Origin of the sequence: Pseudomonas grimontii, from assembly GCF_007858185.1 — a bacterium.
GTDB classification, from domain to species: Bacteria; Pseudomonadota; Gammaproteobacteria; order Pseudomonadales; family Pseudomonadaceae; genus Aquipseudomonas; species Aquipseudomonas grimontii.
In genome coordinates, this window is record NZ_VFES01000038.1 from 1 (window position 1) to 25686 (window position 25686).

Consider the following 25686-nt stretch of genomic DNA (forward strand, 5'->3'; position numbering starts at 1 on the left):
GATGAGATCGGAAGGCATTAAAGCGAAGGGGGAAGTCGGTCGGGCCATGCGCATAACCAATCCATGACATTGGACGCACAGTATATCGTTACCATTAGATAAATGAATTAACCGCTCAGTCCACTAGCATATGTGTAAGTCCGTACAAACCCCCATGCAATATCCGCCTATTCCCCCCTGCGCTCGTAAAAACCAAGTGACGAATGTTAAAATTTGTCACGTTTTAGCGTAATCAATTCGATTAGTATCTAAACGCTGGCAGCGATTGAACTGACGGCCTTGCATGCCGGAAAAGGGAGTAGGTTATGCATTTTTCTAACGTCCTCGCTATTGCACGGACTCAATCGAAATCGGAGGACTTTCGGGAGCTTTTAGTTCGTACTGTAGCGAATAATTTAAAAGTCGATACACGTTGCTACGGGCAACTAATTGATACCCAGGAAATCCACGTACATTACCGTGCCATCATCATAGAAATTGATACACCCTCCGCCAGCAATTTAAGCCTGGACATAATAAGAAAGGCGCGGTCCGAAAACCCCGACTGCACGATATTCGTCGTCGTCACCTTCGCGTCCACCCTGAGCAAAACAAAATACTACCTGGCCGGCGCCGATTACTGCATCAAGGTGATCGAAACTGCCCCTGAAAAAAAGTTGAATCTGTTTGATGCCTTTCTCAGCGAAAACGCTCGATTCAACCAGTGCGACCTGGTGCTCGATCAGGATCGCATGTGCCTGTACGGCGACGGAAAAAAGTTGGAAATATCCTTCGTCGAAATGAAAGTACTGGAAGCGCTTATTCAGAACCGACTGCTCAGTCATAATGAAATCGCCAGTGTCATGGGACTTAACACCAAGTACTACGACTCCCGCGCACTGGAAAAATCCATCAGCCGTTTGCGCAGTAAAATCAAGGCGCACTACGGTGAAAACATCATCCAAAACATTCGCGGTTATGGTTACAAGCTCAGCCGGGGCCTTATTTGCGCCAGCCATTTCCACCCCATCAAGGAGGGGTCGAGCCGTGAATAGTGAAAAACCGCACCCTGTACATACCCCGGACTTCAAGATCATCAGGCAAGCCATCGTTGATCGCAGTCATGCATGGTGGGGAAGTGAAATCAGCGTAGCGGGTGACGTAGACCTCGAACAACTTGAAAGTGCCTGCACTGAGGCCTTGCGCCATATCCAACCCTCGCGCAAAGCGCTTAAGGCGGTCAGCCCGGCGACCAGTCATACGCTTCTGCGCATGGGGCAATCAGCCCTGATGAACGATGACATCCTCAAGGCGATCATTCAGGCCGCGCGGGCACTGGAATACCACAAACAACCCTTCACCCTCAGTCTCGACAACCCGCTGGACGCCCTGCCCGGTCCGGTAGAACGCCGGGCGATGGTACGCCAGCTATATAAGTTGAAAGACCAGAGCGGTATCACGCTGGCCTACAACAACTACAGACTCGATACAAAGCCGGTGGACCTGCTGATCGACCTCGAGCTCTATGACTATATAAAAATGCCCTTTCCGGATTCTGCCCTGCGGCTCAGCCTGAATACCCGCTCGGACCTGTTCGACCGGCTCTATGACCGCATGCTGGAGTTGATCAGTGCGAGCAGAGTGTGTTTTATCGCCGACCAGGTCGAATTTGCCGACAGCGCCATGCTGGCTAAAAACCTGCCGTTCGAATACTTTCAGGGCGGCTATTACTCCCCCGCTGACTGCCTCTAACAATCGCATCTTCCTGATATGGGTGGACCCTATGAGTTCCTTCAAGAAACACGCCTTCGCTCCAACACCTGCTTCTATCGCGCTGCAGGACTTCAGGCCCAACGCAGAGTTCTTCCATTACGATGTAAACGCGCCGGCGACAACGGACCCCGCCGATAAAGACCTGGCGTTTTCTCACCTACAAATCACCCCGCGTTTTAATACCTACATTATTACCCACACCCTCAGCTTGCCCTCGCAACCGTTTAACGCCAAGCGGCAAGAATCCAGAATGCCAACCGCCAAGGACCCTGACAGCGCGCCGAATAACCATACGCGCACTCAGGAGATCAGCGCCGAACGAACGCCACTGTATCCACAGGATTTCTGGCTGCTCACCCAACATGACCGAGCGCTGGTCAAAGGCAGCCTGCGCATCTCCTTGACCACCATTGAATCGGCGCTGATTAAAAAGATGCTGCACCATGAAGAACGTGTGGTCAGCAAAGAGGAGTTGATCCGTAATATAGGTCGTGAACCCGAGTTATACCGCGGGCTGGAAATGTGCCTGAGTCGCCTGCAGGAAAAGTTCAAGCGAGTCAACGACGGTGAACGCCTGTTTCGTGCGGTAAGAAACCGTGGTTATTGCCTGACGCAAAAAATCAAAAAGCCGCTAGAGCTTAGTCAACCACGCCGTTAAACAATAAAAACACTCCAACACTTAGCACGCACCCTGCCTATTACCACACGCTTCTACCTGCCCTTTTATAACATCCATTTCGCTTATTCCCCACTGGCCTTGTTATAAGTCGTCAGCCACTGCCCCCTGCCGTTCATTACTATCAATAGGCACGCGCCTGCGCGTGCCTGCCGCTTATAACAGTTAACCTTTAACGCCTGCCACCACGTGCGCGGTCATCACCGGGAGCAGAACTATGCTTAATAACACTAGACTGCATCGCAACCTGACCCCCAGGGGTTTGACGTTCTGGGGACAATGGACACTCGCATCGAGTTTAGTTGTTGCAGTGTTATTTACATTGGTTATCTTAAAGACCGGCCAACTGGAGTATTACTACCGCGTCCTGGCTGCTTTTACGATATTGGCCTCTCTTCCGGCGTATACCCTGTGCGATGTGTACAGTAAGAAAGATGATTATGCCGTGGGCCTTGGACGCTTGTTCATGGGCTGGCTGTTAACCATGGGTATATTGTTTACCGTGGGCGTGGCATGTAATGCCAGTGCACTGTTCCCACTGGAAACCTTATTACTCTGGGCGGCTGTCAGTTACCCGTTATTGGCACTATGTTATATACCGCTGCATAGCTTGTCCCGGTATTACCACCGCCAACTTCACGAGCGCCACAAGTCATTGATCGTAGGCACTGGCAAGCTTGCCGTGGACCTGGCCAGGACCCTCTCACGGCAAAAACGCTCGCCCCTGGTGGGCCTGGTCGGCAGCCGTGCCGAGGCAGCCGAGGATGCGCAGGCGCAGATCCTCGGCGAGCTGCCGCAACTGCCCCAATTGATCCGGCAGCACGGCATCCGACGGCTCTACATCACCCATTCATTGCAGGACGCCACGCACATCGAGGCGTTGTACCTCAACCTGCTGGACATCAGCGTGGACGTGGTCTGGGTGCCCGACCTCCATAACATGCTGCTGCTCAATCATTGCGTGGCCGAAGTGGATGGGCTGCCGGCGATTTACCTCAACGAAAGCCCGCTGACCAGCCGCCCCACCGCTGCGCTGAGCAAGTCGCTGCTGGACAAGAGCCTGGCGCTGCTGGCGATCATCGTGCTGAGCCCGCTGCTGTTGCTGTTCGCCCTGCTGATCAAGCTCACCTCCCCAGGCCCGGTGATCTTCAAGCAAGACCGGCACGGCTGGAACGGAGAGGTGATCAAGGTGTGGAAATTCCGCTCCATGCGTGTGCATGACGACCATGAGGTACGCCAGGCCAGTCGCAACGATTCGCGCATTACGCCGGTGGGCCGGTTTATCCGGCGTACTTCCATCGATGAATTGCCGCAGTTGTTCAACGTGCTGCAAGGGCACATGGCACTGGTCGGCCCGCGCCCCCATGCGATTGCGCACAACGACTACTACTCGGGGAAAATCCGCGCCTACATGGCGCGCCACCGGATCAAACCCGGCATCACCGGCCTGGCCCAGGTCAATGGCTGCCGGGGCGAGACCGAGACCCTGGAGAAGATGCAACAACGCGTCGACATCGACCTGCGCTACATCAACAACTGGTCGCTGTGGCTGGACATCAAGATCCTGTTGAAGACGCCGTTTACGCTGCTGTCCAAGGACATCTACTGATCCCCTACGTGGCAGCTGCCGAGCGCAAGCGAGGCTGCGTCTGCGGTGTGCCTGACAGACCGCTGACGCAGCCTCGCCGCGGCTCGGCAGCTGCTACAAATGCCAACCCACATCGCGACCTCACCCCCGTAGCGCAAGCGAGGCTGCGTCTGCGGTGTGCCAAACAGACCGCAAACGCAGCCTCGCCGGGGCTCGGCAGCTGCTACGAATGCCAACCCACATCGCGACCTCACGCCCGTAGCGCAAGCGAGGCTGCGTCTGCGGTGTGCCAGACAGACCGCAAACGCAGCCTCGCCGGGGCTCGCCAGCTGCTACGAATGCCAACCCACATCACGACCTCACCCCCGTAGCAGCTGCCGAGCGCAAGCGAGGCTGCGTCTATTCGGTGATCTTGTCGATGTTCTTGTAGAACAGCTCACTGTCGCGCCCATCGGTCATCGAATGCAGTGAGTAGGCGCGGTTCAAGCGTGCGCCACCATCGCGGGTCAGTGGCGCCCATACCAGGTTGGCGCGACGCATCGTCGACAGGCTCATCAACTCATCGAACGGAATGGACAGGTACAGGCCTTTGTCGAAGCTGCCTTCGCCGTACTGTTCACTGGATGCGGTGGTGCGGGTGATCCACGCGCCAATCCGCACGCCATTGTTGAATTCCCGCGACAGGTCCAGGGTCGCGCCCCAGTCCCTGGCCAGGTAGCGGCCGACACTCAAGGCGCAGCAATGGCCCATCGCGCGGTACAGTACTTCAGTGGCCAAAAATGGCAGTGCAACCAGATGTCCCTTAGCCAAAAAGTCACTCAGTGATCTTCTCGAAGTTGTTGTAGAACAGGTCGCTGTCACGTCCTTCAGTCATCGTCTGCAATGAGTAGGCGCGGTTCAGACGCGCGCCACCATCACGGGTCAATGGTGACCAGACTATATTGGCCCGACGCATCGTCGAGGTACTCATGAACTCGTCAAACGGGATGGAAATATAGATCCCTTTATCGAAGCTGCCCTCGCCATAGTCTTCCTTCGAGGCAGTAGTCAGCGTGACCCATGCGCCAAACCTCACGCCGTTTTTGAATTCCCGCGACAGATCCAGCGTGGAGCCCCAGTCACGCGCCAGATAACGCCCGACACTGACTGCCGCCTGCAAATCACCGGGAAATTCTGTGTAGCCCGTGACGTGGCCGGTTACGGTCTGATAATCACGCAGTCCGAAGCCTTGATTGAAGTCACGCTGGCGGACAAAGTTCACGTCGGCGCCCACCGACCAATGTTGCCCCGCAGGTCGATAAAGCACTTCGCTGCCGACCCCGGCAAACATAGATTCCAGATAACCGCCATAAACCATGCCATACAGGTTCTGATCCAGCTGCACCGCATGGTTGAGCTGGAACGTCGGCATCGTTACGTCGGAGGTGGTCAGGTAGTTACGTAGATCGGTGCGCACGCGTGGCAGCCCACTCGGCGCATCATAGGTGAACTTGTCATAGTTGTTTAACAGGTTGGCGCTGAGCATTCCACTCAACCAGATGTCTCGGGTAAAACGGTACTGCGCGTCGGCATCGGCAGTGAACTGATAGAGCATTCCGTCAGGGCCGCCAATGTTCTGTTTGTACCCCAGCCCAAAGCCATAATTGAACGGTTCCAGGGCCTGGGTATAGAGGGTAGTTTCCTGGTGGGCGAGCGCCGGATTGACTTCAGTCGAGCGGTGCAGGTTCTTCAGCGGCTGATCATTCTTCAGTACTGCGCGAAATGTTTCCCTAGGCACACTGGTCTCTTCTATCGACATGTCATAACGCTGATCGACCAGGGTGAACCAGTCGATGTCCTTATTAACACTGTTGTCGAGAATTCGGCTGGCACGCCCCACGGCCTTGGCCGGATTGAAGTAACGGGTCTGCTCGCCATACACCAGCAACTCCGAACCGCGCTGGGCAATACGCTTCACCTTATAGCCGGCATTTTGCTGCAGCCGGCTGGAAACACTCGCCCAATTCACTTGATCCGTCGGGGTGGACGGCATCTTCGTCGGTAGCGGCTCAGCGGGAGGGTCATAGGTTTTGGCCGGCGCCTTTCGGCTGACAAAGTTGGTGTGCAGGGTGATGCCGAACATCGCGACATTGCCGCGTTCCCAGGCCGCACTCAGATCGACACTGTCGGCCAATTTGTAGACAACTCCGATGTTGATCGGAAGATCTTGCTTGATCGGGTTGTCCAAAGGCTCATTCTTGTAATCATTACCCTCGTATTCGAGTTTCAGACTCAGCGGTTGCCATGGCGTTTGATAGGCAATCCCGCCAAACAACGATGGGTGCCCCCTGAAGTAAGCGTTGGTGTTCACCCCACCAGCCCTGGCCACGTCAGCGTCACTCTGTGGTCGATCATTGAACTTGTTGCCCAGTATTGCCAACGGATTACTGAAATCCCCCCGATTACCCAAATAGCCCCAGGCAAGGCCAAGGCTGAAATCGAGGTTGCCGTAACGCTTGTTGGTGACGAAGTATTCGCTCGAAAACAATCCTGTACCGCCTATGTCCCGTGCGCCCAATGCGATTTGCGGAGCCCAATGACTTTCTTCCCAAAGCCGTACCTTCAAGTCGATGGCCTTGTCTTTGAAGCTTTGATCACCGCTCAACGCCTCGGTGCCGTACTTGCGGTTGGTGATCGCGGTGTAACGAAACGAGCCTTCCAGCCACTCGAAGGGCTGCATGGATAGGCTGTAGCGCGAATAGGGGTCGGCACGACTGGCAGTGGCGCTCAACTCCCCGGCCGGGGCCATGCGCGCGGTCGGTGTCTGCAACAGACCGACACCGCCAAAATCATTCTGGGTGTACCGCGGTTCACCATGAACCAGTCCACAGGGCAAGAGCAATACAGCAGCAAAACGTAGCTTCAAGGGGCCACCTCAGCCAGGGGTTGAGTGGCGAGAAACACGGCCAATTGTTCATTGAGCTCAGGGGTCGGAGATTGCAGGTCATCACTTCTGATCGGCACCAGGATCCTGCTGCCGGGCGCAGGCATGACGCCCTCCTCAAGGTTCCATGCCGCCACGCCCACGCGCCGCACCTGGCCGTCGGGCTGGATCAACCACAGATAATCGCTTTCGGCGTCGCTAAGAATGGCGCAGTGCTGGGCGTAGACACGGGCTTCTTGCTGGGCGTTGTAAAGCCCGTGACAGGTCTGCTCGACCGCCCCCAAGACTTCCACGGTGGACGGTCGGTCTGGATAAATCAGACGGTCGCCATCATCGAGCAGGCCGTTGAGCGCGAACCCGACCTCTAGAGCGATGGGGTCAAGGACCGCAACCTGGCGTCCGGTGACTGGCAATCGCTCAACTTGCTCATACAAGCGCGCACTCAATGCGGCTCGCGTGTCCCGCCCCTCTAACAAGGCAACCCGCTGCAGCAGTTTCAAATCAAACAACACCCCGGCCTTCAACCGAGTCTGCTTATCTTCCAGGGAGCGTCGCAGCCACGCGGCACCCAACCAGTAACTTTCAGCGTTGGGTTGGGTGGCCATGATCAAGTCCCGCAGACGTGCTCCGGGTTCGATGGCGACATCGCCAGGGCTTCGAACATCGCCACTGACGGTGACGGCGGCCTGGCTGAGGCCTGGGCCGATCAGGAGCAGGCCAAGCAATAAAAGCTTTGGAAACTTCACCGAACAGCCCCCCGATCAGGACGTAACTGCACGATTTTCAGAAAAATCTGCGGCGTCAGGTGCTGCTCGCTTTGCATGATGAAACCGTCATGGGGATCGACCCAATAGCGATTGGTGGCGCGAAAATCCAGGCTGGGAGCATCCACTTGCTCGTCAATCCGCCGCAAAGCGTAATCCTTGTCCAGAATCCTGATGCGTTCGATACCGTGCGTGCTGAATCGGCTGTTGATCGCAATGCCGACGCGGTAGTCCTCGTAGATATCGATCCAGCGCGTGCTGGTGTAACCGTCGGGCAAATGCTGGAGACCGCGTTTGAACGGTGACTCTCCATTGAAGCGCGTGCCATCAAGGGAAACACCCAACCCAACACTGCGCACCACCAGTCCATTCCGCATCATCAACACCTGCTTGCCGGAGGCCAGCCAGAACTCAAGGTCGCCACGTCGACGAGCCATGGCCATTACCCCCTCGCTGGTAACGGTTGTGACCAAAATCTGCGGATAAGGGACTGCATTGATCAGCTCGGGGGTCAACTCAATCGACTCAGGCCCGTCGGCAGACGCCTTAAACGTCTCCCAGGAAGCCTTCATCAATGGATTGCACCCGCACAGCAGTAGCGCCGTCGTCAGAACGGCACCAGTAAGCAAAGTTTTCACGGATTGATTAAGCCTTATCTGCTGTTGGCTTCACTGAGATTGTTGACAGAGCTGGCCCCGGTCCCGAGGACACTGGCCGTAGGCAGAAGCTGGCTGATCAAGCGGTTCCAGCGCGTCACGCCGGCCGGGCCGACATAGACAATATCCTGGGGTTGCAGGTCAAAACGAGTGGCCAATACCAGGGCCGAAGGCGACTCGGCATTAAGCTGGAACACTTTGGCCGGTTCGGTTTCCAAGTTGTCAGCGCCTCGAATCACATACACCGCGTTGCCATTCGAGGTGGTCTGGTTCAAGCCCCCCACCGTGCCCAATGCATCGGACAGGTTCATCGATTTACTCTTGAAGCTCAGCGCCCTGGGCTGGTTGACCTCACCCATGACATAGATCCGCTTCAGGTCGTTGTAAGGCAGGTACAACTGGTCGCCACCTTTGAGGTAGACCTTGTGCAGTTGCGAGTCCTGGCGATTGAGCGTGTCCAGATCAAGCGTGTACTCTCGACCGTCGCGCGTCAGGGTCAATCCGGCGAGGTCAGCATTCAGCGGGTCGACCCCTGCTGCTCCGATGGCTTCCACCACGCTGAGCGGATTGGTAGTGATCGACTGTTGACCCGCTCTTGCCACGGCACCAGAAATCACCACGGTCTGGCTGGCAAAGCGCAATACGCTGACATCAACCTGAGGGCTTTCTACAAACTGTGACAAACGCTCGGAAATAAACGCCCGTAGCTCTTCGATAGTTTTACCAGCAGCCTGAACATTCCCGATATAGGGATAAAACAGCGTGCCATCCGGACGAACCAGACGACCGTTGGCGTCAAGTTGTTGTTGCGGCCCGGACGGTGCCGTCAATTCGGGGTGATCCCAAACCGTAATAAACAACAAGTCATTGGCGCCGACGCGATAACCGCCCGGAACATAAGATAACAGCTCCGGGGCAATCGACTCACGAACTTGCAGAGCGGCATCCATGGCAATCAGTTTCGGCGTGATGGGTATAAGCTCCACCCGGCTACTCTCGGGAGAGCCGTCACGTGTCAGTTGACTGGTATCCATATGTTGGCCAGGTGAAAACATACAGCCGTGCAAGGAAATACTTGCCAGCATCACAACAGATAACCTACGAATCATAATGGCACTACACTAGTCGAGGGCAAGTCCAAAACAAGATCACCCAGAATGTTCTGAGTGATCTTGAACAACACACGTCACACGGGTTCAACGGGTACCAGTAGTTCCGGTGGTGCCCGTGGAGCCTGTGGTTCCGCCATTAGAACTACCACCAGAGTTTGATGCAGCCGCCACAGCGCCGACAACGGCAACCGATGCCAGCAGCGTTTCCCCGACGGTGACCGCCCCTACTACAGGGGTACTCAAGCTCAGGGGCTCTTCAGCCAGCACTGCACTACTCATCAAAGCCAGCAAGCTGGCAGCAAACAGTTTCTTCATATCAAACTCCTTCTCGACATCAACTCTTTATAAGACTTGATACTAAGAGGTCAGTTAATGGAACAGCGGGTGTACGGACTGAACTCCATCGAGCGAGCCAGGCCATGCGTTTGCCTCTTTGGGAGCATGGCATTTATAGGTGTTGCACGCCATATAGCGCATGTCACCCCGGCCCATAAGCAACGCGTTAGCAGCGATGGGGTAATTGACGATAATTGGCGATTTTTTTACATATCCAGCGCAATAAGCGACATTTTTAACGCAAAGTGTTCAACTATGCGGCATTCGAGAAAAGCGCCAATTGTTATTATTCGTCAGGATGTTTTAAGACCGCTTATCTTGAAAGACTTCGTAGCACGGTTAGTGTCGGAAATATGCGACCTACAATAACGTTTGCCACCGAATACAGACGATTAATAACAAAAATTAGAGTTTCGACGCCACTAGGGCGACTACAGAGGTTTAGATACTGGGGGGGGTGTTCCCCAGACTGTGCAGCACCTGCTGCAACTCCGCCTTCCAGCTCCGAGCGGCCAATCCAAAATCTCGTTCAAGAGCATGGCAACTCAGCACCGACCAACCAGGGCGCTTGGCCGGCGTCGGGAACTCGGCGGTGGTGATCGCCTTCAGAACCGGTTTTTTTTCAAGCAAACCCAGCAACCGCGCCTGACTGAAAATTTCATCGGCAAAGTCGTACCAGGTGCAAGCGGGAGCGCCGCTGTAGTGATACACACCCCACTTGAGCGTGCCTTCGCGTTGAAAAATCGTCGCTAGCGCCCACAGGGTCTCGGCAATACTGCCGGCGGAAGTCGGGCAGCCACGTTGATCCGCTACGACTGCCAGTTCATCCCGTTCACGTCCAAGGCGAAGCATGGTTTTAACAAAGTTGTTGCCATGAGCGCCAAAAACCCAACTGGTTCGCAGAATCAAGTGGCGCGAACAATGTTGCTGCAGTCGCTGCTCCCCCGCCAGCTTGCTCAACCCATACACGCCTGCAGGTGCGGTGGCATCCCCGGGTTCGTAAGCAAACTCACTGTCGCCATCGAACACGTAATCAGTGGAAATGTGCAGCACTGCAATGCCCTGCGCTTCAGCCGCAAGCGCCAAGTGCGCAACGCCATCGCAGTTCACCGCATAAGCGCGCTCGGTGTCACTCTCAGCCTTGTCTACAGCGGTATAGGCCGCCGCGTTAATCAACAACTGCGGCTTGGTTCGCGCCAAGACCTCTTGGACCTGAGCCCGATCACTGATGTCCAGATCGCCTGAACCATAGCCAACGACACTGAAACCAGAGGGGGCTCTAAGCAGCAACTCGCGACCGACCTGACCTTGTGCACCGGTGACGATAACCCGCATGGTCACTCTCCGCTCAGCACTGTGGTCAAGCGCGGATTGCGCTGATCTTTTTCCGAGAGCAGGGGCGAACTCAGAGGCCAGGCAATATCCAGATCAGGATCATTCCATAGAAGCCCCCCCTCGTCCTCCGGGTAATACAGATCGGTACACTTGTATTGAAAGTCGGCGGTATCACTCAACACACAGAAACCGTGGGCATACCCCGGCGGTATCCACAATTGAAGATGGGTTTCAGCGCTCAATTCGACAGCTACATGTTCACCGCACGTAGCAGATCCCGGGTTGATGTCCACGACCACATCGTATACTGCGCCTCGCGTTACTCGCACCAACTTTCCCTGAGGGCGGCTTCGCTGAAAATGCAACCCACGCAACACACCATGTTGGGAACGCGAGTGGTTGTCCTGCACGAACGGCTGCTCAATACCGATATCGCGATAACGCTGCTGCTGGTAGCTCTCAAGGAAGAACCCGCGGGCGTCGCCGTAGACTTTGGGTTCGATAATCAACACGCCAGGCAGCCTGGTTTTGATGACATTCATTTTGCGGGCTCCGAAGCGAGTACCTGTGCCAGGTATTGCCCATAACCGGTTTTGCATAAATCTGTGGCTTGTTTATCCAGTTGCGCTGCCGACAACCAACCCTGGCGATAGGCAACTTCCTCAAGGCAGGCCACTTTCAGCCCCTGGCGCGCTTCAATGGTCTGAACGAAATGCCCGGCCTCCATCAATGAGTCATGGGTTCCAGTGTCCAGCCAAGCGAAACCACGCCCCAGTACGCTGACGTGTAAATCGCCGCGCTGCATGTAAGCGTTGTTCACGTCAGTGATTTCAAGCTCGCCACGAATCGAAGGTTTGACTTGCCTGGCAATGTTCACGACGTCGTTATCGTAGAAATACAAACCCGTGACCGCATAGTTGGACTTGGGACGCTCAGGCTTCTCTTCGATCGTAATCGCTTTGCCGTCGCTGTCGAATTCGACCACGCCAAAACGCTCCGGGTCGCTGACGCGATAACCAAAGACGGTGGCGCCGGTCTTGCGCTGCGATGCTTCGCGCAACAACGCACTGAAGCCATAACCGTAGAAGATATTGTCGCCGAGAATCAGCGCCACATTGCTGTCGCCGATAAAACCCTCGCCGATGATGAAAGCCTGTGCCAAGCCATCGGGTGACGGCTGCTCTGCATAACTCAGGTTAATACCAAAAGCGGAACCATCACCCAGCAGGCCGCGGAAATTGGGTAAGTCTTGTGGGGTAGAGATAATCAGGATTTCACGAATACCCGCCAGCATTAAAACCGACAACGGATAATAGATCATCGGCTTATCGTAGACGGGCAGCAGTTGTTTGGAGACACCACGGGTAATGGGGTGCAAGCGGGTGCCGGAGCCACCCGCGAGAATAATGCCTTTCATGGAGTGCTTCCTTTGTAAGTGAGTCGAGGAATGGGCAGAATTTGTCTATTTCAAGCGTTATGGCCCAAGCGCTCCGGCCGATACTGACCATTGAGTACGCGTTGCCACCATTGCTTATTTTGCAAATACCACTGAACAGTGTTTCGTATGCCACTTTCAAACGTTTCATGTGGCTGCCACCCCAACTCACGCTCAATCTTGCCGGCATCAATGGCATAACGACGGTCATGACCAGGCCGGTCTTTAACAAAGGTAATCAGATCACGATAATGTTCAACGCCGGCAGGCTTATCAGGGGCCAACTCTTCGAGTAGTTCGCACAGCGTTTCCACGACTTCAATATTGGTTTTCTCATTGTGGCCGCCGATGTTGTAAGTTTCGCCGATCTTGCCCCGGCAAAGGACCTCGCACAGCGCACGCGCATGATCTTCTACAAACAGCCAGTCACGAACCTGAGAACCATCACCATATATTGGCAACGGCTTGCCATGAATGGCATTCAGAATGACATGGGGTATCAGCTTTTCAGGGAAGTGATAAGGACCGTAGTTATTTGAACAATTGGTTACCAGCACGGGTACGCCGTAAGTACGGTGCCAGGCCCGAACCAAATGGTCCGAACTGGCCTTGGACGCTGAATAGGGTGAGCTGGGTGCATAAGGCGTGGACTCAGTGAACAGGCTATTGGGACCTTCCAGGTCGCCATAGACTTCATCTGTCGAAACATGATGGAAGCGAAACTGGGTTTTAGTGTCAGGCGCCAGCCCGCTCCAGTAACGTCGGACCGCTTCAAGCAAGGTGTAGGTGCCGACAATGTTGGTCTGGATAAAGTCAACGGGACCATCAATGGAACGATCAACGTGGGATTCCGCCGCCAGATGCATCACCGCATCCGGGCGAAACATCCTGAAGATTTCGTCAAGTGCCAGACCATCACAGATATCGACTTTAAAGAAGTGATAGCGCGAAGAGTCTTCGACACTGGACAGCGAATCGGGATTACCCGCGTAAGTTAGTTTGTCGAGATTCGCGACTCTACAAGTGGTTTCATTTATCAGGTGGCGTACCACTGCCGACCCAATGAAACCGGCCCCACCGGTAACGAGGATTTTTTTAAACATGAGTGGAGTTCCTGATGGTGAAATAAAACAGATCGGTACTTGGGACCCGCTATTGATTAGCGGATCACCAAACTTTCATGCCCGGCCATATTTATCTTCAAAGCGTACGATGTCGTTCTCACCGAGATAGGAACCGGACTGTACTTCGATCAGTTCGAGGGGAATAACACCTGGATTCTCGAGCGCATGCACCTGACCAATAGGGATGTAAGTGGATTGGTTCTCGGTGACCAGGTAGGTTTTCTCCCCATTAGTCACTTTGGCCGTACCGCTCACGACTATCCAATGCTCCGCTCGGTGGTGATGCATCTGCACCGAGAGCTTCGCTCCCGGTTGCACAGTGATGCGCTTCACTTGATAGCGCTGGCCTTTATCTATCGAGTCATACATGCCCCACGGGCGATAGACTTCTCGATGGTTAACGTACTCGTGTCGGTCGGATTGTTTGAGCCGCTCGACGATTTTCTTTACGTCTTGTACCTGGTCCTTGTGCGCCACCAGGATCGCGTCATTGGTTTCAACGATCACCAGATCCTCGACACCTACAGTTGCAATCAAGCGGCTATTGGCATGAACGTAAGTATTGAACGTGTTCTGCGCAAGCACATCACCTTTGAATACGTTGCCCTCCGCATCTTTGGCGAAAGTATCGGAGAGTGCAGACCAAGATCCGATATCACTCCAGCCGGCATCCATCGCGACCATGACCGCCTCGTCGGTCCGTTCCATTACCGCATAGTCGATGGAGTCCTCGGGGCAAGCGGCAAACAGGGCTCGGTCGACGCGGGTAAAACTCGAATCCTGAGTGCCGTTTTTCAAGGCCTCAATGCAAACAGAGAGGATTTGCGGCCTGAATTTTTCCAGTTCCTCCAGATAGCGACTGGCGCGGAACAGGAACATACCGCTGTTCCAGAAGAACGCGTTGGCCAGTAAGTACTGCTCGGCCAAAACCAGGTCCGGTTTTTCGACAAAACGGGTCACATGAAAACCGCACTCTCCGACGCGTTCGCCCTTCTCGATATAGCCGTAACCCGTTTCCGGATAGGTGGGAACAACGCCGAAGGTAACTAACTTACCGTCCAGCGCCAGTGGAATTGCGGAACTGATGCTCGCTTGAAAAGCGCCGACATCCTTGATGGTATGATCGGCTGGCAAGATCAACAGCAGTGGGTCCTTGCCTCCAGCAGTGGCCTGCAACGCCGCCAGCGCCACTGCCGGCGCTGTATTCCGACCTACAGGTTCAAGCAATATATTGGCGTCCTCCAGTCCCAATTTACGCAGTTGTTCAGCAGCGAGAAAACGATGCTCTTCATTACAAACAAGCCGGGGGGTGCGTATATCCAATCCCTCCAATCTCTGGATGGTTGCCTGAAGTAAAGAGAGGTCAGTATCAACTAACGACAAAAATTGCTTGGGATTTAATTGCCGTGAAAGTGGCCACAGGCGCGAGCCCATGCCTCCAGATAAAATAACCGGGATCATTTAACACCTCATCGAAAATTAAAAGGCAGGGTTAGAGCGAAGTGACCAGCGACTTATAACGGATGCCATTCAATGAAAAGCTGCTCATAGGCACCCAATACCTTCTGCCATTTGAAACACTGGGCAAACCTTGTCGCACCGGCATGTGTTAACAACGAATGGCTTTGCTGATCTTCCAATAAATCACTCAGTAATCGAGAAAGAGACGGGGAATCAGAAAAGTACGCGGCGCCCTCACCTACTACCCAGCGGTTGAACGGATTGTCATGAGCAATGATTGCACAACCAGCACCCAACGCCTCGACCAGAGAGGGGTTGGTTCCGCCGACACGATGTCCGTGTAAATAGAAACGACTGAAATATCTCAGCGCCTGAACGACCTTTGCATCGTAGATGGCACCTGGAAATAACACTTCGTTGCTGGCAGCATCCATAACTTTCTTATGGTACTCATTGGTAGTGGGAGTAAAATTTCCAAGCACCACAAGCTTGTGCTTTCTGACCGTAGAACTGAACGCCAGGACCATTTCATAAAAAGAGTTCTCCGGCTCGGGCCTGGCGATGATAATGGAGAAGTTATTCGGCTCAAGTGCGAAATCACTCAATACCTCAGCGGAGGCTGACGTGACTTCATCGCCTCCGTAGGGAATCATAGTTATCTTTTCAGCACTGACGCGCGTAGTAAGATGCTCCTTAATTTTCGGGTGATCCGCTACAAGATGATTACCGATCCAGCAAGCGGCTCTTTCATTCAACCAGAACCACGTCTTGGCGATGACTCCCCACTTCTCTCGACGCCATTCGATGCCGTCCATATTAATTATATTAACCTGGCCTTTCAGTCGCTGAAAAATATTGAAAATAGCCGTGTTATAGCCTAGCGTCAGAAACAGGCCGCGCTCACCCAGTGCATGCCACACCGCTTTAAAATCAAATATAACGGTGCCCAGTGCGCCCTCCCTGGAGACCGGAATATGAACACGACGTATACCGTTCCAGTCTGTTTCAGTGACCGCACCACTGCCGCTTTCCTGGCAGTAAACGGTTACCCTCCAGTCTTTAGCCTTCAAATAGACGGCTAACTTTTCGGCAAATGTCTCGAAACCTCCGTGTTGCGCCGGAATACCTCTTATGCCAAGAACCAGCAAATGCCTATTCATAGTTTTCAAACACCTTAATATGCTGACGAGCCACACGCTTCCAATCATGTTTTTTTAGCATTGTGGCGTGGGCGTTCTGCGAAATTTGCTGTGCAGTACTTGAACCCAGGGCCATGACTATTTGCTGTGCCAAATCTTCCGGGTTATCCGTTTCAAACAAAAAACCATTTTTATATTCGTCTACGACCTCCGCCATCGGTGGCAAACGTGAAGACACAGTGATACAGCCATACGACATGGCCATAAGCAGCACTCCACTTTGGTAGATCTTCTTGTAGGGCAAGACCACAATATTGGCGGCAGAATAATAAAAGTCGACGTCCTCATCCTTAATATATCGAATATGTTGAATAACGATATCAGAGATATTTTTCGACTTAATTAAGTGCTCATAGTCCTGAAAAGAGTCCTTCCACACCTTACCGGCAATCAATAGCACAGCATCGGGTTCACGCTTGGAAACGATCTCCATTGCTCCCAACAGCACGTCGAGTCCCTTAACTTTTTTGATCTGACCAAAAAACAGTATGATCTTTTTATCCTCAGGTAATACCAAGCGACGACGAGAGACGAGGAGCCCCCGTCGATTCACGAAGGGAAGATAATTACCATGTGGAATAACGGATATTTTCCGCTTTAGACCTTGCGCAGAGATTACCCGCTGCAACTCTTGCCGCGAAAATTCGTTATGAACAATGAACTCCCGCGGTGCGCGTAATATAGAAGCATGGCTACGATTCAGAGACGTTCCTGAAAACGATTCAACATCATGGATTGTGGCAATAATTTTTATCCCACTCAGGCGCAACAAATGACACGTCATCAACTCCAGCAGTGAATATTGAAAGAAATGCAGGTGGCAGGTTTTCCCACCCTTTTTCTTTATATCAATAATCGACCTCACCAATGCAACGATGAAACGAGTAACCCTGACAAGCTTGTTAGACTTGCCATAAACGCCTTTAAAAAACTTATTTATCGTGAAATTGCTTGAGCTTTGCTCTTGAGACTCAGGGCATGTATAAAGGTTGACGCAGGCATCATTCGAAACAAGCCCCTGCCCGAGGCCAGTGTTGTAATAATTCATTCCCCCATGCCCGCCCACTGGTTCAATTATGAAGTAGTCCAAATGCTTCATGAGCTATTCCCTCACCCGCTTAATTTAACAACTGATATATTTCATTAATCGTGGACTGCGCCAGTTGTTTCTGTGCATTTCCTCCAGCGGTAGAATCAGCCGTATAATCAGGCACAAATTCATCTATCGCACCTCTGTGAATCAAGCACGACCCGGTGCGCGTCTCAGCGGTGAATTTCTTGTTCTTGTCTGAGTAATTATATAAAGAAAAGGGTGTACCTAATGAGTAAGCAACCACCGCGGGATGCAGCCGTGCGCTGAGTATGTGTCTAGCGTTTTTTATATAAGCCATGGACTTGTCAATATCAGAACCTGGAATCTTGAATACCGTAAAGCCACGTTCTTTCAACTCGCGCTCTGCATACAGCGACACGTCGGTATCTACCTCTGCATCCGCATTGAATATCCCAATCTTGCTAACACCCAACCGCCAGCAAATTCTGATTGAAACATCTAATAGCTGGCCGTAAACCTCGCCATTGGGTTGGACGCCATAACCTTCAAGATCGCGCAGACACACAATAATGTAATTATCGCCTACTTCCAGATCCGCCACAGCACTTGCGTCATCAGTCTCGAGCGCATAAGCCAAATCCACGGATTGTTTGATTTTTCCTTCGCTGACCCAAGGGTTTATCTTTCTAATCGCCTGTAACGAAGCTGAGTCTCGAATATAAAATGCCTTCGCCAGTACCGTTGCAAAAAATAAAATCAATCGGGTTTTAATTTTTTTATGATTATCTACGCCAATGCCAGCATAGATAACCTTAGCGCCGAACAGACGAGCCAAGGCCATGTACTTGATCCCTCCCGTGCCCCCCTCATCCATGAAGCATGTTCCGCCCCCCCAAATGATTGCAAAACTCTTAATAACGCTTTTGTAAGCAAGCAACCTGTTTGCCTTATTCAGCTCAACCACGGCAATATGATCTGCACTGATGAACCCCTGTTTTTTAAGTGCCTCACCATCTCCGTAGGTTAATACCGTATACACTACGCCTGGTCTGCGCACCGACAAAAGTGATTTAAGCATTAAAAGATCACCAAAATTATTACCATAGTAACCAATGACGGAAATGTTCATGCATTCAAACTCTTTCTATAAATAATGTAGTACGAGACGGCGACAAATAACTCACTAATCACAATGCTTGCACCAATGCCGTACGCATCAAATGGCATCAACAAAACAAACAAGCTTACTTGCAACGCCACTCCAACACTGGAGACTATTACTTTTTTGCTGACCCACTCTTCGCTCAACAATGCCGCGCCTAAAGGCGTTGCAAAAAACCTGAACGCAATGGACAGAGCGGCAATTTGCAATACCTGTGCGGCAAACGCATATTCAACACCAAAAACCAAATGCACCAATTCCTCGGAATAAATACTCAAACAAATGGCCACCATCACCCCTACACCAAACGAATACAGAGCATGTTTAAAGGGGATAGATCTTTCAGCACCCGAAAGTGCATGATAACTCTTTATAAAATACGTATTGAACACCGTATTGGGCGCAATATATAGTGCGGTGAGCAGTGTATTGCAAATCGCCAGGTAGCCTGAATAAGTAGACCCATAAATGGCCCCTAACAACGAGATCGGAATTTGCAGTTGGGCTATATTTAGAGCGCCGTTCAACGAGTATTTAATGGACCCACTCAGAAAATCTCGAACCTTTAAAGCAGAGCTCTTGCCATGTCGCGTTATCAACATCAAACACAACACCGCGCAAAAAATATTGGCGACACCCAGTGCCGCGGCTGCGCTCATTAAGCTTGGTGTCACTGAATGAAAAATCGCCGCAACACATATTATTCGTGAAAGGGGTACGGCCACCTGACCTAAAGACATCCGCAAAGGACTGCTCCTGAGCTGACCCTGAGTGATGACTATCGACTGGGCAGACAGCGCGGCGACACCCGTTGCCAGTGCCGCGGCCGCAAAGACATGCATTCCAGCGCTGTATAACAGAGTGAAACTTACTGCAAAAGCCACCAGCGTATTGATTAATAGGCAAACATAGGCAACTTGCATGTATTGCGCATATTCGTCTGGCGCCCTGCTGACCCGCCTCAGCAGTAAGCTATTCACACCGCTGAACGCCAATGCCGCGAGCGTGATGGTAATAGCGTTAGAGAATGACACAAGACCAAAGCTGGCCGCGTCCAGCGCTCTGCTGAGTATGACTTGAAGTAAGAATGTTGCGCCCGCAGCGCCAAACGATGAGATCAGTAGTTGAATCGCCTTCAAGGAAAAACTCCTGCGTGCCCTCAATCAGAGGTCTGAAATCGTTCGTTCAATTTAAAGTATTCCTTCAGAAGCAAATATTTCCTTGATGCAGGGTCGGGCGCCAGACCTTTTTTTGAAAGGGTCATTTGCGGATTCCAGATATCCGCTTCCTTATAAGATTGATAAAACCAGCTCCAGCGATTTTTTTCGAACAGGTCAATCAGTGTCTGCATATACAACTGCGCGTCATCCACTGGACTATAATTCGACACACTGAATTCTCCGACGATCACCGGTCCGGAATACGTTAATACTCGGGCCAATGTTTTTTTGAAATAAATATTCAAACCGTCTTCACTTCTCAGCAAAAATGGTAAACGTTGATCCGCCGGAAAGCCCCGCACCCCCTGATGAGTGAAATAACCAGGATCATAATAATGCAGGCTTCCAATTATTTTCTTTTCATCTATCAACTGCGTAATTTCATTCCAGTTGGAGCGCTGACCATTAGGAATTCCGTTCGGCTGAATAGTGATACGTGGCTGAATAAGCACAATCTTGTCCGGTGAGATCCTCACTATCGTTCCTGATACCTTTTTTAAAAACTCAAGATAACCAACCCGCTCAATGGGCGCTGGCTCATTGACGATGTCATATCCGATTATTATGCTTTCTTTTTTATATCTCTCTGCCAGTTGCGCATAGCTTGAAATCAAGCTTTGCATTAGATCAGTATTCCGCCAGTACTCGTCCTCGGTCGATCCTGAATATCTTTTTACATTGCCGGGGAATGTATGAATATCGACCAAAATTAAAATATTGTATTTTTTTGCATACCGAACATAGCTATCAAGCACAGTTACTGCGGTACTATCCAACCCACCACGGTCGTCAAACAGTGGGTGTGATGCAAATGCCACGCGCACCGCATTTACATTCAAGCCATCCAGATTCTCGAAGTCTTGCTCCGTCAAATTTAAATCGATGTTAAATCCACGTAACTGTATGCCTGGATTATAAGCACCTGCCTTCTGGGTGGAGGCTTGGAGACCGAAACTGATCGCCAACAGAAATACGCACAGGAAGGCGCTTCTACGCATGTTGTTTTACTCTATCATTGAGACCACAGATAATTCCGAAATTTATCCAGATAATGGCTTGTATACTATCGGCCCGAAAGGACCAGCCCTGAATGCCTGTAATCAATATTGCTATTATAGAAACCAGCGCAGCTGCAGAGGCATTATTAACAAAAACCTCGGCACCTCTTTTCATCGTATTTTTATGAATTTTATAAATACAAAATATAAGAAACAAATAGCTGGTAATGCCTAAAAGCCCCGTTTCGGCCATGACAAGCAGATACATATTGTGCGCTGGATACCTGAAACTCCGCGAGGCGCCAAACTCGTCGTACTTTTCCATGACATCTACAAAATTATTCCATCCCACACCAATAATCGGATGCTCCACGAACATATTCAGCGCGATCTTTGCCAAAATCAGCCTTGAGGTCGTACTTGACTCTGGCGCGTCAAAAAATCTCGCATAAAGATTTTCCAGGTTGTAAATAGCGCCGGCCATAATTACGAAAGAGAACATTACCGAGGTGTAGATGATTTTTTTATTTCTTAATATAGAACGCCCATTCGGCCGTTTGAAATAGAACAGACAAAGACCTACCACAAAAAAATACAATACAATTTGAGTTCTTGAGTAGGTCAGGCAAATCACTACAAAACCTGCCACGATTGCACTTATATACAATAACCTGCTCCGCCCATTAACTGCACCATACACACAGAATGGCAACAACAGCACCGTGAACAGCGAGAGTAATGCAGGGTGCCTCAGCGTACCAGTGACTCGGGTGATGCCATTTTCCACAAAAAGCTCCTTTACTTGCTGAGCGTCTTCCGTGATATCGCCCGTGGCCAATTGATAGACCGCATATAATGTTTCAAAAAGAATTAATAACGCCGCTACCTTGGTAAATTTCCCCACCGATTTTTCGTCCCGAAAAACCGACCGTACCACCAGAAACAAAACAATTATTTTCCATTGGCGGACTATTTCATATAGCGTGAAACTAATCGCCTCCGAATTAATGATCGAGGCAGAAGACAGCATGACAAACAAGATCGCTAACGCCGTAACTCTATCTATCTTGATTTTTTCAAGATTGATTTTTTTACTGAAAAAAACAATAGAGACCAATATCAACAAAAGAAAGATGTCGTAGGGCGCGATGGACAGCTCAGCCCCCCCCAAGATGTATATCAGCGCCCGTCAACCGATACCTCAGGTTGAATGCAGTGGCCACTAAAAGCAGTGGGAAAAAAATATAATTAACTAGCGCCGTCACTCGCATTTTAATTCTCGCGAATAAACTGAAGCCGCTATTTTTTTACCGACTTTAATAAAAGGCAGTTCGACCCACTTGTGAATCAACGATGAAATAAAATACGTAAGCAGTATCGACAGCACGATAAACAATGCCACCCTATCGCTACTAAGATAGCCCAGTTTTTTTGCCGCGATCATCACGAGATCGATAACCAGAATATGAATCAAATACGTCGGGTACGATACCCCACCCAACCTCATTAACACTTTGCTCCTTAGTGGTGCTTTAGACAGCTCCAATATCCTGGCAAGTACAGGTTGATCAAGCTTGCTGTTTAGCTTAAAGACTATTGCCAATACAGCCCATAACATTATCGAGGTAAAATTGGCAAATGATCGGGTAACAAGACCAACCGCCAAGACGATCACAATTATCAAAAGACCGTTGCGCAACTCGCCCTTATCACGATGAAATAAATCGTGAGTCAACATACCCATGATGAAAACAGGCAATTTTATTAAAATGAAGCTGCCATAAGAGAAAGTCAGTCCGGAATTTTCCAGGAACAATAACGCCAGCACGCTGAAAACGACTAGCAACTCCTTTCCTCGCCTATATGGAAAAACAGCTACTAACAAAGGCGCGATCAGGTAAAACTGCCATTCCAGCGTAAGGCTCCAGGCCGGCGCCAAAAAAGCATCTCCCGCATGTGCAAGCCATTGATCCGGAATTACCCCCTGAAGCAGCAAAACACAAGGAATCAGGTACGCTGTGATATTACCCGCAATGCTTGTCCAATAATGTTCAACTGCCGCTGATTGCGCTGGGCTATTCCACGGCAAGTCCATACGCACACTCATTCTTGCATTGAACAATAGCGCAGCGAGCGCCATGGCCAATAAATAAATCGGAATGATTCTGAACGCGCGCCGAATAATATAAGGTCGGTATCCGCGACTCTTCCCATTCAATGCCATCGCGATAAAAAAACCGCTCAAACAGATGAAAATATCTACTGGGATGGCGGTAGCCAATAGAATTTCATTAATCATGGGAGGGACCTGCCCTATTGCCGAGCGAAAGCACGAGTAGAGGTGCCCAAATACAACCCACCACGCCATCAGTCCTCGAATAGACTCCAGCTCTACGTAGAATTCCTGTTTATTTGCTATGGCCATCGTTTTCTCAAATATAAATCAGGAGAAACCACTTGAATTCCATGAACTGCAAGCCCCTTACATTCGGACCCGCTAGATGTTGCCCGCAGATTCAGCCTCGGACACTTCTTCGAAATTCCCACGCTACCGCCCCAGGATTTAGTGTCACTTTCCCGAGAACACACTGTCATAACCGCACATAACGCACTTTAGTAGCTCTGCATCCCTGACTTGATAGTATCCGCATCAGCTCACATCGGATTTATACTCATAATTATAGTAGCCATAGGCACCGTACCCATACTTCGCGGACGCTCGTTTTTCTACGCCATTTAAAATGGCACCCTTCAATTCAACTCCATTTTGATTGAATCGACGAATGGTGAACTCTATTTCACGGGCAGGATTAAAGCCGAATCTGGTGACAATCAGATTGGTTCCAGACTGCCGCCCGACAATCGCGGCATCCGTCACCGCCAACAATGGAGGGGTATCGAGGATTACTAAGTCGTACATTTCACTGACGTGCGACAGCAGCTCAGTGAAGTTTCGATGCATGAGCAATTCCGAAGGGTTAGGCGGTATTTGCCCTCGACTAATGAAGTCAAAGTTTTCGATGTCCGTTTTATGGACCGCCGTTTTCAGTTCGCAGCGCTTTGCCAAAAGATCGGAAAGCCCATTGGCGCTGGAAGTTTTCATGACTTTATGTATGTAGCCTTTTCGCATATCGACGTCGATTACTAATACACGCAACCCTGTTTGAGCGACTACCGCTGCCAAATTGACAGACACAAACGTTTTTCCCACTTGTGGGCTAGGACCAGAAATCATCAGACGGTTGTTGCTGGCTTCATGCATTGCAAAATGCAGGCTTGTACGCAAACTACGAATCGCTTCAATGGCTAAATCCGTAGGGTGATTCATGGCCAAAACCCCGATAGCTCGATTTAGGTGCTTCCCCGTACTTGATTTTTTTTCTTCCAGGTCTTTTTGCAGCGTGCTGTAGGGTATGGACGCATAGACCGGGAGACCCAGTTTCTCAATAGCTTCCGGACCTTCTATCCCTCTATTTAGTGCCTTGCGCAGCAAGACCAGCAGAACCGCCAGGAATCCACCAAGGAAGGTTGCTACCAAAACAATCAGGATTTTCTTCGGTTTGACCGGTTTGATCAGATTCACATCCGCCGCATCAATCAAACGCACATTACCCACCGTCCCGGCTCGCATCACGTCGAGTTCCTGGGATTTGTTGAGCAGTTGCGTATAAATTGCCGTGCCCACCTCGACATCGCGGTTCAGGCTGAGTAGTTCCTGCTGTGTCGAAGGAAGGTCCTGGACTTTCTCTGCCAGCCCCTGTTGCTTGCTGCTCAATTCACCAATCTGCGCAAGCAAAGCACGGTAAGCCGGGTGTTGGCGGGTGAATTTTCTATCCATCTCGGCTTGCTGGAGTTTTAGCTGAGAGATGGCGGTATCAAGCGACACGATCTGGTCCAGGATCGCTTTTGTTTCCAGGCTGATGTCCACGGACTTCGTACGAGTCTGGTACGCATTGAGGGCATTACCGGCTTTTTCGAGGTCACTCTTGACCTGAGGTAACTGCTCCTTTAAAAACTCCAGGCTTTGAGCAGCCTCGGCCGAAGTTCTTTGCACGTTCTGCTCGACATAGAGCGTGGAAATCTTATTCAAGATTTTTACCGCCAACTCCGGCTCGGTACTTTCTAACGCCAGCCCGATAATTCCGGACTCTTTCCCACGCTCCGTTACGTCCAGCGCCTCCTGATAATCCAAAATGCTGGTCAATCGGGGCTTGCGGACGATACTAAAGCGGGTTCCGACGTTTGCACGTAACGCTTCGACAAAAACCTTAACGCCGTTTTGCTCAATAAGCTCACCCACCCGCCCTTGTGCCAGGAGTTCATCATCCTCATCAAAAAGCTTGAACTCCCTATTACTACTCGCAATAAATGTTAATTTTTTCGCAAGTGTGCTTTGCGGCAGATCTAGACGAGCTATTTTCAGCGATTCCCCCCCCCACGCGTAGCCCGCCATACCCAACCAGGGTGTGGCAAGTTCGTCAGGGTTTGTATTTTTATAACGGCGCGCAAAAAAACCACCGATGACGGGGAAGTAATCAGGTTCTACGATAATGGCCAGTTTCAGCTCATCCACTGTCTTGCCAATCACTGCACGTGACTTGATAAGTTCAATTTCGGTCGCAGAGGGCGACTCTTTTCCCAGCATACTGCTAACGTCAGAGAACCCTAACAAATCGTTCTTTTTCGCTTCAACCTGCAGCATTGCATTCGCTTGAAAAACCGGCGTTGCCAGCACCGCATACGCCGCACCGGTCATCATAAAGGCGCCGGTGATCGCTGCAATCAACCATTTATGGTCGATAAGTGTTCCAAACAAACCAAGGAGATCAATCTCGTCGGCGTCGTCTTCCCGTACGGTGGCTATTCGCGCTTGCTGCATAAGTCAGATTCT

At 51.3% G+C, this 25686-nt stretch carries 22 protein-coding genes and 1 pseudogene; 4 read left to right on the forward strand and 19 right to left on the reverse strand.

What is annotated here, in order from left to right; genetic code table 11:
* The first annotated feature begins 305 nt into the window (after window positions 1-305).
* The 4 genes from FIV39_RS31680 to FIV39_RS31695 all read left to right on the forward strand — a co-directional run bounded on the left by FIV39_RS31680 (window position 306) and on the right by FIV39_RS31695 (window position 4037).
* Window positions 306-1034, forward strand: coding sequence for a winged helix-turn-helix domain-containing protein (locus FIV39_RS31680; protein WP_146371696.1), 729 nt, complete (start codon window positions 306-308; stop codon window positions 1032-1034).
* A complete protein-coding gene (locus FIV39_RS31685; protein WP_090403280.1) occupies window positions 1027-1731 on the forward strand; it encodes a YuxH family protein in 705 nt (234 codons plus the stop codon). Before FIV39_RS31680 ends, FIV39_RS31685 begins: the two co-directional genes overlap by 8 nt.
* Before the next feature lie 31 nt (window positions 1732-1762).
* Window positions 1763-2410: a winged helix-turn-helix domain-containing protein gene (locus tag FIV39_RS31690; protein WP_090403278.1), complete on the forward strand. Its 648-nt coding sequence runs from the start codon at window positions 1763-1765 to the stop codon at window positions 2408-2410.
* A gap of 235 nt (window positions 2411-2645) precedes the next feature.
* The gene (locus FIV39_RS31695) at window positions 2646-4037 is read left to right on the forward strand and encodes an undecaprenyl-phosphate glucose phosphotransferase (RefSeq protein WP_090403276.1); all 1392 of its coding nucleotides are present in this window, start codon (window positions 2646-2648) and stop codon (window positions 4035-4037) included.
* Window positions 4038-4415: 378 nt separating this feature from the next.
* On the opposite strand, the pseudogene FIV39_RS31700 reads toward FIV39_RS31695, so the two are convergent.
* The 19 genes and pseudogenes from FIV39_RS31700 to FIV39_RS31790 form a co-directional block, all read right to left on the reverse strand.
* Window positions 4416-4751 (reverse strand): annotated as a pseudogene (locus FIV39_RS31700) (YjbH domain-containing protein); the annotation flags it as partial.
* Window positions 4752-4830: 79 nt separating this feature from the next.
* On the reverse strand, window positions 4831-6921 hold the full coding sequence (locus FIV39_RS31705) for a YjbH domain-containing protein (RefSeq protein ID WP_090403272.1): 2091 nt from the start codon (window positions 6919-6921) through the stop codon (window positions 4831-4833).
* Entirely contained in the window at window positions 6918-7685 is a 768-nt protein-coding gene (locus tag FIV39_RS31710) for a capsule biosynthesis GfcC family protein (protein ID WP_090403270.1), read from the reverse strand. The genes FIV39_RS31705 and FIV39_RS31710 overlap by 4 nt, the downstream gene beginning before the upstream one ends.
* Window positions 7682-8341 (reverse strand): YjbF family lipoprotein, encoded by a 660-nt coding sequence (locus FIV39_RS31715; protein WP_090403268.1) that lies wholly within the window; start codon window positions 8339-8341, stop codon window positions 7682-7684. The genes FIV39_RS31710 and FIV39_RS31715 overlap by 4 nt, the downstream gene beginning before the upstream one ends.
* Window positions 8342-8355: 14 nt before the next feature.
* Window positions 8356-9468, reverse strand: coding sequence for a polysaccharide biosynthesis/export family protein (locus FIV39_RS31720; RefSeq protein WP_167361108.1), 1113 nt, complete (start codon window positions 9466-9468; stop codon window positions 8356-8358).
* Window positions 9469-9555: 87 nt separating this feature from the next.
* Window positions 9556-9786, reverse strand: a complete 231-nt coding sequence (locus FIV39_RS31725; RefSeq protein ID WP_090403266.1) for a hypothetical protein — start codon at window positions 9784-9786, stop codon at window positions 9556-9558.
* Between the two features lie 462 nt (window positions 9787-10248).
* Window positions 10249-11142, reverse strand: coding sequence for a dTDP-4-dehydrorhamnose reductase (rfbD, locus tag FIV39_RS31730; protein ID WP_146371698.1), 894 nt, complete (start codon window positions 11140-11142; stop codon window positions 10249-10251).
* A 2-nt stretch (window positions 11143-11144) separates the two neighbouring features.
* Window positions 11145-11684, reverse strand: a complete 540-nt coding sequence (gene rfbC / locus FIV39_RS31735) for a dTDP-4-dehydrorhamnose 3,5-epimerase (RefSeq protein WP_146371700.1) — start codon at window positions 11682-11684, stop codon at window positions 11145-11147.
* Window positions 11681-12559, reverse strand: a complete 879-nt coding sequence (gene rfbA, locus FIV39_RS31740) for a glucose-1-phosphate thymidylyltransferase RfbA (RefSeq protein WP_090403262.1) — start codon at window positions 12557-12559, stop codon at window positions 11681-11683. The genes rfbC and rfbA overlap by 4 nt, the downstream gene beginning before the upstream one ends.
* Before the next feature lie 50 nt (window positions 12560-12609).
* Window positions 12610-13680, reverse strand: a complete 1071-nt coding sequence (gene rfbB / locus FIV39_RS31745; protein ID WP_090403260.1) for a dTDP-glucose 4,6-dehydratase — start codon at window positions 13678-13680, stop codon at window positions 12610-12612.
* 75 nt (window positions 13681-13755) lie between these two features.
* Window positions 13756-15162 carry a mannose-1-phosphate guanylyltransferase/mannose-6-phosphate isomerase gene (locus FIV39_RS31750; RefSeq protein ID WP_090403258.1) on the reverse strand — a complete coding sequence of 469 codons (1407 nt, stop codon included), beginning with the start codon at window positions 15160-15162 and terminating at the stop codon, window positions 13756-13758.
* 53 nt (window positions 15163-15215) lie between these two features.
* Window positions 15216-16322 (reverse strand): DUF1972 domain-containing protein, encoded by a 1107-nt coding sequence (locus FIV39_RS31755; RefSeq protein WP_090403256.1) that lies wholly within the window; start codon window positions 16320-16322, stop codon window positions 15216-15218.
* Window positions 16315-17460, reverse strand: coding sequence for a glycosyltransferase family 4 protein (locus FIV39_RS31760; protein ID WP_090403254.1), 1146 nt, complete (start codon window positions 17458-17460; stop codon window positions 16315-16317). The genes FIV39_RS31755 and FIV39_RS31760 overlap by 8 nt, the downstream gene beginning before the upstream one ends.
* A gap of 19 nt (window positions 17461-17479) precedes the next feature.
* Complete coding sequence (locus tag FIV39_RS31765; protein WP_090403252.1) at window positions 17480-18544, reverse strand: polysaccharide pyruvyl transferase family protein; 1065 nt, start codon at window positions 18542-18544, stop codon at window positions 17480-17482.
* On the reverse strand, window positions 18541-19716 hold the full coding sequence (locus tag FIV39_RS31770; RefSeq protein ID WP_146371702.1) for an oligosaccharide flippase family protein: 1176 nt from the start codon (window positions 19714-19716) through the stop codon (window positions 18541-18543). Before FIV39_RS31770 ends, FIV39_RS31765 begins: the two co-directional genes overlap by 4 nt.
* Before the next feature lie 20 nt (window positions 19717-19736).
* Window positions 19737-20795 (reverse strand): glycoside hydrolase family 5 protein, encoded by a 1059-nt coding sequence (locus tag FIV39_RS31775; RefSeq protein ID WP_244176294.1) that lies wholly within the window; start codon window positions 20793-20795, stop codon window positions 19737-19739.
* Window positions 20788-21921 (reverse strand): O-antigen ligase family protein, encoded by a 1134-nt coding sequence (locus tag FIV39_RS31780; protein ID WP_186731573.1) that lies wholly within the window; start codon window positions 21919-21921, stop codon window positions 20788-20790. The genes FIV39_RS31775 and FIV39_RS31780 overlap by 8 nt, the downstream gene beginning before the upstream one ends.
* Before the next feature lie 135 nt (window positions 21922-22056).
* Entirely contained in the window at window positions 22057-23220 is a 1164-nt protein-coding gene (locus FIV39_RS31785) for an acyltransferase family protein (RefSeq protein ID WP_090403246.1), read from the reverse strand.
* A 225-nt stretch (window positions 23221-23445) separates the two neighbouring features.
* Window positions 23446-25674, reverse strand: coding sequence for a polysaccharide biosynthesis tyrosine autokinase (locus tag FIV39_RS31790; RefSeq protein ID WP_090403243.1), 2229 nt, complete (start codon window positions 25672-25674; stop codon window positions 23446-23448).
* Between the last annotated feature and the right edge of the window lie 12 nt (window positions 25675-25686).

What these genes read in the sequence shown, in the direction of transcription:
- FIV39_RS31690 (WP_090403278.1), top strand. Translation starts at nt 1,763, where the DNA reads ATGAGTTCCTTCAAGAAACACGCCTTCGCTCCAACACCTGCTTCTATC.
- FIV39_RS31750 (WP_090403258.1), bottom strand. Translation starts at nt 15,162, where the DNA reads ATGATCCCGGTTATTTTATCTGGAGGCATGGGCTCGCGCCTGTGGCCA.
- rfbA (WP_090403262.1), bottom strand. Translation starts at nt 12,559, where the DNA reads ATGAAAGGCATTATTCTCGCGGGTGGCTCCGGCACCCGCTTGCACCCC.
- FIV39_RS31775 (WP_244176294.1), bottom strand. Translation starts at nt 20,795, where the DNA reads ATGCGTAGAAGCGCCTTCCTGTGCGTATTTCTGTTGGCGATCAGTTTC.
- rfbD (WP_146371698.1), bottom strand. Translation starts at nt 11,142, where the DNA reads ATGCGGGTTATCGTCACCGGTGCACAAGGTCAGGTCGGTCGCGAGTTG.
- FIV39_RS31760 (WP_090403254.1), bottom strand. Translation starts at nt 17,460, where the DNA reads ATGAAGCATTTGGACTACTTCATAATTGAACCAGTGGGCGGGCATGGG.
- FIV39_RS31695 (WP_090403276.1), top strand. Translation starts at nt 2,646, where the DNA reads ATGCTTAATAACACTAGACTGCATCGCAACCTGACCCCCAGGGGTTTG.
- FIV39_RS31720 (WP_167361108.1), bottom strand. Translation starts at nt 9,468, where the DNA reads ATGATTCGTAGGTTATCTGTTGTGATGCTGGCAAGTATTTCCTTGCAC.
- FIV39_RS31680 (WP_146371696.1), top strand. Translation starts at nt 306, where the DNA reads ATGCATTTTTCTAACGTCCTCGCTATTGCACGGACTCAATCGAAATCG.
- rfbC (WP_146371700.1), bottom strand. Translation starts at nt 11,684, where the DNA reads ATGAATGTCATCAAAACCAGGCTGCCTGGCGTGTTGATTATCGAACCC.
- FIV39_RS31755 (WP_090403256.1), bottom strand. Translation starts at nt 16,322, where the DNA reads ATGAATAGGCATTTGCTGGTTCTTGGCATAAGAGGTATTCCGGCGCAA.
- FIV39_RS31765 (WP_090403252.1), bottom strand. Translation starts at nt 18,544, where the DNA reads ATGAACATTTCCGTCATTGGTTACTATGGTAATAATTTTGGTGATCTT.
- rfbB (WP_090403260.1), bottom strand. Translation starts at nt 13,680, where the DNA reads ATGTTTAAAAAAATCCTCGTTACCGGTGGGGCCGGTTTCATTGGGTCG.
- FIV39_RS31790 (WP_090403243.1), bottom strand. Translation starts at nt 25,674, where the DNA reads ATGCAGCAAGCGCGAATAGCCACCGTACGGGAAGACGACGCCGACGAG.
- FIV39_RS31725 (WP_090403266.1), bottom strand. Translation starts at nt 9,786, where the DNA reads ATGAAGAAACTGTTTGCTGCCAGCTTGCTGGCTTTGATGAGTAGTGCA.
- FIV39_RS31785 (WP_090403246.1), bottom strand. Translation starts at nt 23,220, where the DNA reads ATGGCCATAGCAAATAAACAGGAATTCTACGTAGAGCTGGAGTCTATT.